This window comes from Pseudomonas sp. GYB4201 (genome assembly GCF_056312595.1).
On the sequence record NZ_JBWGIG010000010.1, the window covers coordinates 64,369 to 77,195 of the forward strand.

A 12,827-nucleotide genomic window follows, 5' to 3' on the forward strand; every position below is an offset into this window, starting at 1 on the left:
TAGTGGACGCGCCAGGGCACCTGCGCCAGCCTCAGCCGGTGTTGCGCAGACCGGCGGCAATACCCGCCACGGTGACCAGCAACGCCTGTTCCAGAGGGCTGTCCTGCGCCGCCTCCTGGCTGCGCGAACGGGCCAGCAGCTCGGCCTGCAGCAGGTGCAGCGGGTCGAGGTAGGTGTTGCGCAGGCTGATGAATTTCAGCGTCTCGGGGCTGTGGGCCAGCAACTGGGTCTGGCCAGTGAGGCCGAGCACCACCTTGCACGCCTGCGACAATAGGTCGCGCAGGCTCACCCCCAGGGGTTTCAGGGAATCCTGCACCAGGCGTTCGTCATAGAAACGGGCGATGTCGGCGTCGGCCTTGGCCAGCACCATTTCCAACATGTCGATGCGCGTGCGGAAGAACGGCCACTGCTCGCGCATGGTCGCCAGCAGCGGCCCTTCGCCGCGCTCCAGGGCCTTGTTCAGGGCCGCTTCCCAGCCCAGCCAGGCCGGCAGCATCAACCGCGTCTGGGTCCAGCCGAAGATCCACGGGATGGCCCGCAGGCTCTCGATGCCGCCCTGGCGGCGCTTGGCCGGGCGGCTGCCCAGGGGCAGGCGGCCCAACTCCTGTTCGGGGGTGGACTGGCGGAAGTACTCGACGAACTGCGGGTTCTCGCGCACCACGTCGCGGTAGGCCTTGACGCCGTCGGCGGCCAGTTCATCCATCAGCGCGCGCCAGGCCGGTTCCGGCGGCGGTGGCGGCAGCAGCGTGGCCTCCAGCACGGCGGCCAGGTAGAGGTTGAGGTTCTGCTCGGCGATGTCCGGCAGGCCGAACTTGAAGCGGATCATTTCGCCCTGTTCGGTGGTGCGGAAGCGGCCGTTCACCGAACCCGGGGGCTGCGACAGGATGGCCGCATGGGCCGGGCCGCCGCCACGGCCCACGGTGCCGCCGCGGCCGTGGAACAGCACCAGCTCGACGTTCTGTGCATGGCAGATGCGTACCAGGTTTTCCTGCGCGCGGTACTGGGCCCAGGCGGCGGCAGTGGTGCCGGCGTCCTTGGCCGAGTCGGAGTAGCCGATCATCACTTCCTGCGGGCCGTGCAGGCGCGTGCGGTAGCCGGGCAGGTGCAGCAGGCGCTCGATCACCGGGCCGGCGTTGTCCAGGTCGGCCAGGGTCTCGAACAGCGGCACCACGCGCATGGGCCGCAGCACCCCGGCTTCCTTGAGCAGCAGTTGCACGGCCAGCACGTCGGAGGCGGCGCCGGCCATGGAGATCACGTAGGAGCCCAGGGAGGCCGCCGGCGCAGCGGCGATTTCCCGGCAGGTGGCCAGCACTTCGGCGGTGTCTGCCGCCGGCTTGAAATGCGCCGGCAGCAACGGCCGGCGGTTGCCCAGTTCGTGCAGCAGGAAGGTGATGCGCGCTTCCTCGTCCCAGTCGGCGTAGCGGCCCAGGCCCAGGTAGTCGGTGATCTCACTCATGGCCGCGGTGTGCCGGGCCGAGTCCTGACGCACGTCCAGGCGCACCAGGAACAGGCCGAAGGTGACCGCGCGGCGCAGGCAATCCAGCAATGGGCCGTCGGCGATCACGCCCATGCCGCACGCGTGCAGGGACTGGAAGCACAACTGCAGCGGTTCCAGCAGTTCGCGGTTGTTGCTCAGCACCTCGGCGCTGGCCGGCTGCGGCTGCGCCAGTGAGGCGTGGGCCCAGTTGCGGGTGGCACGCAGGCGCTCGCGCAGTTGCTTGAGCAGGGTGCGGTAGGGCTCGGCGGTGTCGCCCACGGCTTCGCGCAAGGCGGCGCTGGCCTGCTGCATGGACAGCTCGCCGGCCAGGTGGTCGACGTCGCGCAGGAACAGGTCGGCGGCCATCCAGCGCGCCAGCAACAGCACTTCGCGGGTAACCGGCGCGGTGACGTTGGGGTTGCCGTCGCGGTCGCCGCCCATCCACGAGGCGAAGCGCACGGGCGCGGCCTCCAGCGGCAGGTGCAGGCCGGTGGCGGCGTGCAGCGCCTGGTCGACCTTGCGCAGGTGGTGCGGGATGGCATGCCACAACGAGTGCTCGATGACCGCAAAGCCCCACTTGGCCTCGTCCACCGGCGTGGGCCGGGTGCGGCGGATTTCCTCGGTGTGCCAGGCCTCGGCGATCAGCCGCTGCAGGCGCTGGCGGATGCCCTCGCGCTCGGCAGCGGTGAGGTCGCGGTGGTCCTGGGCGGCCAGCTGCGCGGCGATGGCGTCGTATTTCTGGATCAATGTGCGGCGTGCCACCTCGGTGGGGTGCGCGGTCAGCACCAGTTCGATGTCCAGGCGCCCCACCTGGCGCGCCAGGGATTCGCCACTGTGGCCGGCCTGCTTGAGGCGTTCAAGCAGTTGCGGCAGCACCACGTTCTCGAACGGCGGCGGCTGGTCGTCGTCGCGGCGGCGGATCAGCTGGTACTGCTCGGCGATGTTGGCCAGGTTGAGGAACTGGTTGAAGGCCCGTGCCACGGGCAGCAGCTCCTGCTCGTCGAGGTCGTTGAGGCGCGAGCTCAGTTGTTCGGTGGCGGTCTTGCCGCTGTCGGGGCCACTGCGGCGGTCGGCCTTGGCGTCGGCGCGGATGCGCTCGATGGTGTCCAGGAACGCCTCGCCGTATTGCTCGCGAATGGTGTTGCCGAGCAACTCGCCCAACAGGTGAACATCTTCGCGCAGGCGCGCATCGATCTCGGTCATTGGCACAGTCTCCTTGATTGTTCTTGGCGTGCCGTCCATCGCGGGGGTTTGTGGCCATGCGAGTGAACAAGCACAGGAAAAACCGCTCTATCCCCAAGAGTGCACAGCGGGCTCGGTTCTGACAAGGGCATTGACCGGCCATGTTCAAAAGGCCGATCGGGGCTACGCTCAACCTATGGACTGATGAAAGAGGTCGACATGAAAATCCGCGAGCTTGCACAACACTGGGAACAGAACGCCAAGGGCCGCCTGAGCCCCACCCGCTACAACATTCAGCTGGACATGGAATCGGCGGCGCGCCTGGCAGCCATCACCGAGATGTACCCCAAGCACCACCCCGAGGAACTGTTGGGCGAGTTGATTGGCGCAGCCCTGGAAGAGCTGGAAACCAGCTTCCCGTATATCAAGGGGCAGAAGGTGATCGCCACCGACGAGGAAGGCGACCCGTTGTACGAAGATGTCGGCCCTACCCCGCGTTTTCTGGCGCTGTCGCGGCGCTACCTGCATGACCTGGCGGCCAAGGCCGACGAACCGCAGCACTGACGCTCTCCCGCGCATCCGGGGCAGCCTGTAGCCGCTGCCGCCAGGCTGCGCGGGCCCTTCCCCACACTGCACCTCTCCTGTGAGGCTTATGGCCAGCGCAGCCTTCGGCAGCGGCTACGGGGTATGCGCGGCGGGTGAAAGCATCCTGTCTGCTGCGTCAGGAATTTCCTGATCTTCACCAAATTCGAGTGAACCAATTAAAAATCGGTTCGGTCCGAACCAATAAGCCATCACAGAAGACCCTTCGATCATGTGGCTCAGGCCTAGCAGTTGGGGCCCGCAAGGAAGATCTGTCATGGGTGAAGTTTTTCAGGAGTTTTCCAATGGAGTTGACACCATGAATACCAGCACAGCCAAACCTCTCAATCACCTGCGTGGGCTGAAACTGGCGGCCCTGGCCATCGGCACCAGCTTCATCCTCGCCGGTTGCGCAGGCAAGCCCCCTACCGAGCAGTACGCGGTCACCCAATCGGCGGTGAACAGCGCGGTCAGCGCTGGCGGCACCGAGTACGCCGCAGTGGAAATGAAGTCTGCCCAGGACAAGTTCAAGCAGGCCGAGATGGCCATGCATGACAAGCACTACACCGAAGCGCGGATGCTCGCCGAACAGGCCGAGTGGGACGCCCGCGTGGCCGAACGCAAGGCCCAGGCCGCCAAGGCGCAGAAGGCCGTGCAGGACGCCCGTGCAGGGGTCCAGGACGTGCGTGAAGAAGGCATGCGCAATACGCAGCAGCCGTGAGCCGTGGCCCAGCCGTCGTCACCCGTATTCGATTAAAGGATGAACACCATGCGTAAACATTTGATGATCCCTGCCCTGCTGGCCGCCAGCGTTGCCCTGGCCGCCTGCGCCACCAAACCCAACCCCAACCTTGAGTCGGCCCGCAGCAACTTCCAGGCCCTGCAAAGCAACCCGCAGGCCAGCCAGGTGGCAGCGCTGGAAACCAAGGACGCCTCGGACTACATGGACAAGGCCGACAAGGCCTTCCTCAACCATGACGACAGCCGCGACGTGGACCAGTTGGCCTACCTGACCAACCAGCGCGTGGAGCTGGCCAAGCAGACCATCGCCCTGCGCACCGCCGAGGCCAACCTGAAGAACGCTGCGGCCCAGCGCACCCAGGCGCGCCTGGATGCCCGTGACGCGCAGATCAAGAAACTGCAGGATAGCCTCAACGCCAAGCAGACCGACCGCGGCACCGTGGTCACCTTCGGCGACGTGCTGTTCGACGTGAACAAGGCCGGGCTGAAGTCCAGCGGCCTGGTGAACGTGAACAAGCTGGCGCAGTTCCTCCAGGAAAACCCAGACCGCAAGGTGATCGTCGAGGGCTACACCGACAGCACTGGCTCCGCGGCCTACAACCAGAGCCTGTCCGACCGCCGCGCCGGTTCGGTGAGCACCGCGCTGGTGAAAATGGGCGTGGACCCAAGCCGCGTGGTCTCCCAGGGTTACGGCAAGGAATACCCGGTAGCCGACAACGGCAGCGTCTCGGGCCGGGCCATGAACCGTCGCGTGGAAGTGACCATTTCCAACGACAATCAGCCGATTGCCCCGCGCAACTCGGTCAGCTCCAGCAACTGACGCTGGCAAGGCTGGCGGCGCCCCTGGCGCCTGCCAGCCGGCCCGTCAGGGCTTGGGCGTGAACCCCGTGGTCAACGGGAAGCCCGGGTGCAGCAACTGGGCGCTGGCAATCACGGCGATCATCACCAGCGCCGTCACCCACTGCCAGGTATCCCAGTCGAACACCCGCGCCACCGCCTGCCACGGCTTGCGCCAGTCCGGGGCCAAGGCCTCGGTATCCGGCTTGAGCCATTGGCGCACGCTCAGCGCCAGCCACCCCGCCACTCCCAGTATGCCCAAATTCAGCCCCACCCAGCCCGTCACCGCCAGCCACGGCACGCCATGGCGGATCAGCAGCGCCTGGCGTTGCGGGTCCAGGCGCTTGGGCAGCCGCTCGCTCAGCCACAGGTCGGGGGCCAGCAGCTCATGGCTGAAGCGCGCCCACAGGCCCATGACGAAGCGCACGATCCACACCACGATCAAACTCACGAACGCGCTGGCCACCACCTGTTCCCACCAGCCCTGCAGGCTGGTCTTGCCGGCCAGGTGGCCGAGCGCCAGGACCAGCATCGCGCCACCCCAGACCTTGGGCAGCTGCCGGGTCTCGAACGGCCGCGGCATCAGCCGCCGCCAGAAGAACGGGTCGCCCGACGGCAGGCGCTCAAGCAGTTGCGGGTACTGGTAGGCGAACTTCATCGACAGGTCATGGCAGGCCTGCCAGTCGGCGTGTTCGAAGGTGCGCACCCACTGGTATTGCTGCCACAGGGTGAGCGGCGTCAGCAGCAGCAACGCGGCCTTTTGCGCCGCGCTCGCCGACTGCCGGGTATCGGTGGCCATGGCTTGCAGTTGCTGGTACCAGGCCTGCTGTTCGCAGCGCTCTACCAGACGGTGCCAGCGCCACTGCGGCTCGGGAATGATGCCCTTGGCCTGGTCCCAGCCGAACAGCCGGCACACCCGTTCGAATAGCGCGCCGCTGATGTCCGGGTCGTCGTCCAGCAGCTCCAGCACCATGGCCTGCAGGTCCAGGCGCCGGTCGAAGGCGGCCAGCCACGGCTGCTGCGCCAGGTGCGTCAGGGCGTCCATGAACGGCCGCTCGTCACCCGCCTGCAGGCTGTGGCCCAAGGCCTGGCAATGGCGCACCATCAGCGAACGCACCAGCGCCTGCTGCTGGGATGGGGTCAGGCGCACCTGCTGGAAGGGCGTGAGCCACTGGCGTTGGCTGATGCCCCAGTCCAGCAATGCGGCCTCGGCGTGGGGGGCCTCCAGGCAGCGTTCGGCCAGGCGTTGCTCAAAGGTCTGGTCGCAGCCTAGTTGCAGCGCCTGTTGCCAACGCTCGGCGAGGTTGTGCGGGGTCAGGTCAAGCAGCAGGCCGTGGGCCTGCACGTCGGCCGACGGCGCTGGCTGGACGACGGCCATGGTCGGCACGGCCACGCTTGGCTCGGGGTGTTCCTGCACGGGAGGCTGTACCCACACGGCGCCCTGCTCGTGCTCATCGTCATCGCTTTCATCGCGCCAACGTGCCAGCTGCAGCGCACGTTCGTAGGCCTCGCGCAGGCGCTGGAAGGCTTCCGCATCCTCGTCAGGGCGGTGCACCTTGAGCAACCGCGCGTACTGGCGCTTGATGCTGCGCTCGTCGGCCTGGTCGTCCAGTTGCAGCACCTGCCAGCAATCCTGGTAAACCTCGCTCATTGCCACAGGCCCCGGTCCACTTCGCTCAGGCGCTCGGTGAGGTCATGGCGCACTTCGCGAATCTGGCGTTCGTCCTGGGTGTCCAGCACCTGCTGGAACTGGCTGGCCCAGTGGTTGATCTGCTGGCGCATGTCACCCAGGCTTTCCTGGTACAGGCGCTCCAGGCGCGCCACCAGCACGGTGTTCACCTGCTGGTCACGCGGGTGCACCTTGAGCTGCGACAGGGCCTGCAGGCGCTGCTGGATTTCCTCGGGGCTGAGGACGCCGGGGTTGTTCTCGATCACCAGGGCATGCTGCTCGCCGGTCAGCGGGATGCTCACCTGGGCTTCGAGAATGCCGTTGTTGTCGTAGGTAAAGCGCACGTCCAGGGTCACTTCGCCGGCCTTGCGCTTGGGCACCGGGATGTCCAGTTCGCCCAGTGCCACGTTGTCCTTCACCAGGCGGCTCTCGCCCTGGAAGATCTTCACCAGCACGTGTTCCTGGTTGTCGGTGAGGGTGTTGACGGTCTTCACCCGGCTCACCGGCACCACGCTGTTGCGCTCGATGATAGGCAGGTAATGCCCGGCTTCCTGGCGCTGGCCCATGGTTTGCGAGACCTCGATGCCCAGGGTGTAGGAACAGACGTCGGTGAGCACCACCTCTTCCAGCGCCGCCGAACGCGCCTTCAGTGCAGCCTGGACGGCGGCGCCGTGGGCCACCACTTCGTCGGGGTTGAGGGTGATGGAAGGGAACCGGCCGAACAGCCCGGCGGCCAGCTTGCGCACCAGCGGCATGCGCGTGGTGCCGCCCACCAGCAGCACTTCGTCGAGGTCGCTGACACGAATGCGCGCATCGCGCAGGGCGCGCTCGATGGGCGCACGCAGGCGCTCCAGCAGCGGCGCGTAAAGGTCGGCCAGTTGTTCTTGAGTGATGGTGTGCAGCCATTCACGGCCGCCCAGGCGCAGCACGAAGTCACTGCTGGCCTGCTGGCCCAGGCTCTTGCGCACCCGTTCGGCTTCGCGGCGCAAGGCCTGGCGCACGTTTTCCAGGGGCGGCAGGTCGGCGTGCTGGCGCACGAAGTGCTCCACCAGCAGGCTGTCGAAATCCTCGCCGCCGAGGAAGTTGTCACCGGCGCTGGCGCGCACCTCCATGACCCCATCGAACAGCTCCAGGATCGAGACGTCGAAGGTGCCGCCGCCCAGGTCGAAGATCAGGAACGAGGTTTCCTTGTCCTTCTGGTGCAGGCCATAGGCGAGCGCGGCGGCGGTGGGTTCGTTGATCAGTTTGTCCACCTTCAGCCCCGCCAGCTCGCCGGCGATGCGCGTGGCTTTGCGCTGGGCGTCGCTGAAATAGGCCGGCACGCTGATCACCGCCTCGGTGACCGGCTCGCCGAAGGCGCGCTCCACGTCTTCCTTGAGGCTCTTGAGCACCAGGGCCGACAGCTCCTCGGGCCGAAACTGGCGCTCGCCCAGGCGCACTTCCTGGGCACTGCCCATGTGGCGCTTGAACAGCGCCGCGGTCCTGGCGCGATGGGTATGCAGGCGCTCTTTCGCGGCCTGCCCCACCAGCACCCGGCCTTCGTCGTCCAGGCCTACCACGCTTGGGGTGAGCACGCTGCCCAGGGCGTTGGGCACCAGTTCCGTGGTGTCGCCGCGCCAGACGGCGATCAGGCTGTGGGTGGTGCCAAGGTCGATGCCGACGATCATGGGCGCAGAACTCCTTTTCCGGGGAAGGCGATGATGGCACTACCGTGGTGGCCACCATGTAAAAATGTGTCCGAATGGTAACGCAATCCACGAAACAGCGGGAGCCGCCCGGTTTTGATCTGCTTTCGATCTGCTTTTGATCTGGCCGTTGATCTTGATTTTGATCTGGCTTTTGATCTGGTTTTTGATCTTGATTGTCTGCCCCGTAAAGCGCCCGGGCCGACTGGAGGCGTCGCTCAACGGGCTGCCCGAAGGGCCGAGGCCGCAGGCCGAAGAGACGGTAACCCGCAGGCTTCTATAGCGGGTGCCGTCTGCCCGTTGAGCGGCGCCGGAAGGAGGGGACCCGTAGCGCAGCGGAGGGCCCAAGCAGGGGCAAGCGTTTTTTGCTTACTTTTTTTGGCGTCTGAAAAAAAGTGAGTCGCCGTAAGGGCGAAACAGTCGGTGGTCGCACCACGAAAATGGATATGTTCGAAATCGCCGAAGCGGGATCCAGAATCCGCGAACATATCCATTACTACGGGTGATGCAAAATCACCTTTTCGGCCTTACGCCGAGTCACTTTTTGACAAACGCCTCAAAAAGTAACCAAAAAAGGCTTGCCCCTGCTTGGTCCCTACGCTTCGCTGCGGGTCCCCTCCCTCCGGCGTCGCCCAAGCGGACGACGGCCCGGAATAGAAGCGCCTCCGGTTCCGTCTTCTTCGGCTACGCCTCAGCCCGCTTGGCCGACGCCTCCAGTCGGCCCTGGCGCTTTATGGGGCACACAATCAAGATCAAAGGCCGCACGGGATCAAGATCAAAGGCGGTCCGCGGCGCGACAGCGGCAGCGGCGCGCGCAGCAGCTACGGTACGGCTGGCGCGCAGTGCACCGCCTGCTTCTGACTGTTGACCAACACCCCACTCAGACCCTTCTGCTGGGTATCAAACAACACCAACACCCCATCAATACACTGCGCCACTTCATTGGCCGGGGTAGCCGAAACCTTGTAATCCTCGCCAGGAATGGTCTTGAGCATGGTGAAGTCACTCAGCAGCAAGGCGTCCTCGGGCTTGGCGAAGTGCAGGTAGCCGTAGTACCACAAGCACCCCACGGTAACGAAAATACTGCCGATGCCGGTCAGGATCATCGGGATGGCGTTGCGTTCGTCACTCATGGGGCGGCTCTTGTTGTTCGGGGTAGTTGGGCACTTCGCCCAGGCGGCGCAGGCCGTTGAAGTGTTGCGGGTCTTGCAGGAAGCGGATCATCACGGTACGCCAGGTGGGGTCGGCGAAGGTCTGCACATGGCCGCCACGGGTCAATTGCAGCACCCGCGGGGGTGGCGCGTGCTTGTACAGTTCCAGGCCGTTGGCCAGGGGCACGATGGGGTCGTCCATGCTCTGGTAGAACAGCATTGGCGTGCCCTTGAGCGCCGCGATGGAGTAGATGGCGCTGTCGCCGTCCGGCACCAGCCACGACAACGGCACCTGCAGCGGCCAGGTCAGCCACGAAGTGCTGAGGGCGAATTGCCCCACCCCGCGGTAGCTGGACGGCACGCCGTCGAACACCAGCGCCTGCAGGCGCTTGAGCTGTTGCGGGTGGCCGGCCAGGTAGTGCACGCCCATGGCGCCGCCCAGGCTCTGGCCCAGCAGCACCAGGGGTTTGCCCTGCACCTCGGGCTGCTGGGCCAGCCAGGTGAACGCCGCATCGATGTCCTGGTAGATGGCCGGCAGGCTCGGCTCGCCCTGGGACAGGCCGTAGCCACGGTAGTCCAGCAGCAGCACCTGGTAGCCCTGTTCCGGCAGCCACCAGCTGCCACCCAGGTGCCAGGCCATGTTGCCGCCGTTGCCGTGCAGGTGCAGCACCGTGCCTTTCACCGGCACGCCGGGTTTGGCCGGCAGCCACCAGCCGTGCAGGCGGGTGCCGTCGGCGGCGGTCAGGGTCACGTCGCGGTAGGCCAGCCCAGCCTTGTCGGGGGCGAACGGCTGGCCCTTTTCCGGGTAGAACAGCAGGCTGCTGCAACCGGCCAGCAGCGCCAGCGCCACCAGGCCGCTACAGAATGTTCGAATAGTCCGCTTCAATGCGATCCAGGCTCAGGTGGTTGAGGAAGTTGGAGAAGCACATCCACGCCGACAGCGCGTTGAGGTCGCGGAACTGCTCGGGCAGGTATTTGGGCGGCGTCACCAGGCCTTCGTCCACCAGTTGGCGCAGGGTGCGCATGTCTTCCAGGGTGGTCTTGCCGCAGAACAGCAGCGGGATCTGCTCCAGCTTGCCCTTGCGCACCGCCAACTGGATGTAGTTGTAGACCATGATGAAGCCCTTCAGGTACGAGAGGTCCTTGGTGAAAGGCAGGCCGGTGGGCGTGGAGCCACGGAACACCCGGCTGGCGTTGCCGTAGCTTTCCGGCAGGCCGAAGCCCTGCTCGCGGAAGAAGTCGAAGATCTGCAGGAAGTCGGCGCCCTCCTCCACCATGTGGATGGCGCGGGTGCGGTTGGTCAGCTTGCGCAGGCGGCTGGGGTAGGAGGCGAAGGCAATCACTTCCATCAGGATCGCCAGGCCTTCCTGGGTCACGGTCGACGAGGGCGGGCCCTTGGACAGGAAGGTGCAGATCGGCTGGTTCAGGCCGTTGAGGGTGGTGCCCACGTGCACCAGGCCTTCGTGCACTTCCAGGGCGCGTACGTCGCGCTCGTTGAACATCGCGTCGCTGCGGATCTTGATGTAGTCGGCGCCTGCCGCGGCGTCGGCGACGATGCCGTCGGACTCGAACACCCGGATGGTTTCCTCGGCCTCGCCGAAGGTGCGATTCAAGCGGCTTTGCAGCATACCCACGGCGTCCTTGGCGGTGAGGGTCTTGGGCTCGTCCTTGAGGTCGCCCCGGCCGTCGATGTTGTTCAGGTAGTCCGACAGCATCAGACCCAGGTCGGCCAGGGTCGGGTCACCGGCGTGGAAGGCATCGGAGGCGGCGCCGTACAGCTCCTGGGAAATCAGGCCGAAATCCTCGGTGCCGCGCGCTTCGAGCATGCGCACCACCATGCGGTATTCCTTGCACATGCGCCGCATGATCTGGCCCACCGGGTTGAACTGCCCCAGCTGGCGAGTGATGTCGCGCTCGATGTTCTGGAATTCCAGCTTCACCGCGCTGGAGTCGAACGACAGCGGGCGGTTCTGGTAGTAGGCGCGGTCCACGGCGGGCATGGCCTTGCCCTTGGCCTTGAGGAAATCCTGGCGGATGGTGTCATCCCATTTCACCGCGTCCAGCACGCGGATGGGTGCCTGGGCCAACACGATACGGTCGGAAAGGCCGCGAATCGTCTGCTGATAATCGTCCACCGGCGACTCCTTGCTATTACTGCGGTTTTGACTTGGCCCGGGTATAGCGGGCTATTTCGACGAACACGTCGGAGTTGGCCGGGTCGTCCAGGTAAGCGAAGACCTGGTCCAGCCCGCTGTCCACCCGCACCCCCTCGCCTTGCGGGGTGTCCAGCCCGGCGCCGCTCAGCGCGTGCTGGGCAATGGCCTGCTGGATGCGCTCGACATCGAGGTTATAGACCACCAGCGCGCCATCGTCGGCCAGCTCGAAGCCTACCAGGGCATACTGACCACCATAATCGGCCGGCATTCGCGCCGAGGCGTACCAGCGGCTGCCATGGCCGGCCACGGTGAAGCCTACCTCATCGCGCGGCTGCCCGGCGGGGGTGCTGATGGCAAGGTAATGGTTGGCGTCCTGGCGCTTGATAGTCAGGGCCAGGTGTTGGCCCCAGGCGGTCCGGCTCACCCAGCGCCCCACCAGCCCGGCTGGCGCGGCCTGGCTTGGCGGCAGCGGGTCCTTGAAGCTGACCAGGCAGCCGCTGAGGAGCAGCGACCACAGGGCGATGAGCAACAGGCGCCAGGCTTTCATCAAGCACTCCTTGGGCGGTGGGGACAGGCGCATTCCTGCGCCTGGGGTCAGGCCGAGGCCAGGACCAGGTGCATGTAGCGGGTGAGGATCGCCAGCATCTCGTCATCGGCCATGGGTGCCTGGCTGTCGAGCAGGCCCTGATATTCCATGCGGCCGATGATGGCCGTCAACACCTTGGCATCCTGGTGCGGCTCGCGCGAGCCCAGCACCTGCAGCAGCTGGCAGGTGCCCTGCAGCAGGATCTGCTGGTGCGAGGTAACCAGTTTTGCCAGCCGCGGGCTGAGCAGCGCTTCCTGGCGGAAGGCCTGCTCGGCCATCAGGTAGTCGCGGCGGGTGAGCAGCTGGCGGTGCACGTACTCGGCGGTCATGCGCGCGATTTCGTCGGCCAGCTGGGCGCGGGACGCCGGGCTGCCGTCGTTGCGCGCCAGGATGTTGCGCAGCAGTTCCTCGGTGCTGGCCCACAGCTTGGCCATGTACGCGGCGCTTCGCTCCACGTACTGGGCGAAGGTGTCGGTGAGCAGGTCTTCGATGTCCTTGAAATAGTAAGTGGTGGCCGACAGCGGCACGCCGGCTTCCGCCGCCACCGCCCGGTGCCGAACCCCGCGTACGCCGTCGCGTACGACAATGCGCATGGCCGCGTCGAGAATCTCCTGACGACGCTGCTCACTTCCCTGGCGGCTGGCCTTGCGACCCTGATACTGCACACTTTCCGCCACTGCTGTCGCTACACCGGCAGCACCTTGTTGAGCCATTGCAGGAGTCACTTCTACTGTCCTCTGTAGTTTTGTGCGCTGTGGTGG

General features: G+C 66.0%; 11 protein-coding genes. 3 read left to right on the forward strand and 8 right to left on the reverse strand.

What is annotated here, in order from left to right; all coding sequences use genetic code 11:
• Positions 1–31 precede the first annotated feature (31 nt).
• Complete coding sequence (ppc, locus tag AC0Z2B_RS11760) at positions 32–2,680, reverse strand: phosphoenolpyruvate carboxylase (protein ID WP_476296805.1); 2,649 nt, start codon at positions 2,678–2,680, stop codon at positions 32–34.
• Positions 2,681–2,878: 198 nt separating this feature from the next.
• Here ppc and AC0Z2B_RS11765 point away from each other — a divergent pair, with 198 nt between their 5' ends.
• The 3 genes from AC0Z2B_RS11765 to lptF all read left to right on the forward strand — a co-directional run bounded on the left by AC0Z2B_RS11765 (position 2,879) and on the right by lptF (position 4,802).
• Positions 2,879–3,223, forward strand: coding sequence for a pilin assembly protein (locus AC0Z2B_RS11765; protein ID WP_416422815.1), 345 nt, complete (start codon positions 2,879–2,881; stop codon positions 3,221–3,223).
• 337 nt (positions 3,224–3,560) lie between these two features.
• Positions 3,561–3,962 (forward strand): DUF4398 domain-containing protein, encoded by a 402-nt coding sequence (locus AC0Z2B_RS11770; protein WP_416422814.1) that lies wholly within the window; start codon positions 3,561–3,563, stop codon positions 3,960–3,962.
• Between the two features lie 48 nt (positions 3,963–4,010).
• Complete coding sequence (gene lptF / locus AC0Z2B_RS11775; RefSeq protein ID WP_416422813.1) at positions 4,011–4,802, forward strand: lipotoxin F family OmpA-related lipoprotein LptF; 792 nt, start codon at positions 4,011–4,013, stop codon at positions 4,800–4,802.
• A gap of 45 nt (positions 4,803–4,847) precedes the next feature.
• Here the strand turns inward: lptF and AC0Z2B_RS11780 are convergent, their stop codons facing one another.
• From AC0Z2B_RS11780 to AC0Z2B_RS11810, 7 genes are all read right to left on the reverse strand, one after another.
• Positions 4,848–6,470: a J domain-containing protein gene (locus AC0Z2B_RS11780; RefSeq protein WP_476296807.1), complete on the reverse strand. Its 1,623-nt coding sequence runs from the start codon at positions 6,468–6,470 to the stop codon at positions 4,848–4,850.
• Positions 6,467–8,155: a molecular chaperone HscC gene (locus tag AC0Z2B_RS11785; RefSeq protein WP_416422811.1), complete on the reverse strand. Its 1,689-nt coding sequence runs from the start codon at positions 8,153–8,155 to the stop codon at positions 6,467–6,469. The genes AC0Z2B_RS11780 and AC0Z2B_RS11785 overlap by 4 nt, the downstream gene beginning before the upstream one ends.
• A gap of 839 nt (positions 8,156–8,994) precedes the next feature.
• On the reverse strand, positions 8,995–9,306 hold the full coding sequence (locus AC0Z2B_RS11790) for a hypothetical protein (RefSeq protein WP_476296809.1): 312 nt from the start codon (positions 9,304–9,306) through the stop codon (positions 8,995–8,997).
• A complete protein-coding gene (locus AC0Z2B_RS11795; RefSeq protein WP_476296811.1) occupies positions 9,299–10,210 on the reverse strand; it encodes an alpha/beta hydrolase in 912 nt (303 codons plus the stop codon). The genes AC0Z2B_RS11790 and AC0Z2B_RS11795 overlap by 8 nt, the downstream gene beginning before the upstream one ends.
• A complete protein-coding gene (locus AC0Z2B_RS11800) occupies positions 10,182–11,459 on the reverse strand; it encodes a flavohemoglobin expression-modulating QEGLA motif protein (RefSeq protein WP_476296813.1) in 1,278 nt (425 codons plus the stop codon). Before AC0Z2B_RS11800 ends, AC0Z2B_RS11795 begins: the two co-directional genes overlap by 29 nt.
• Positions 11,460–11,475: 16 nt before the next feature.
• Positions 11,476–12,027 carry a hypothetical protein gene (locus AC0Z2B_RS11805; RefSeq protein ID WP_476296815.1) on the reverse strand — a complete coding sequence of 184 codons (552 nt, stop codon included), beginning with the start codon at positions 12,025–12,027 and terminating at the stop codon, positions 11,476–11,478.
• A gap of 47 nt (positions 12,028–12,074) precedes the next feature.
• Positions 12,075–12,779, reverse strand: a complete 705-nt coding sequence (locus AC0Z2B_RS11810; RefSeq protein ID WP_476296817.1) for a TetR/AcrR family transcriptional regulator — start codon at positions 12,777–12,779, stop codon at positions 12,075–12,077.
• Positions 12,780–12,827 lie beyond the last annotated feature (48 nt).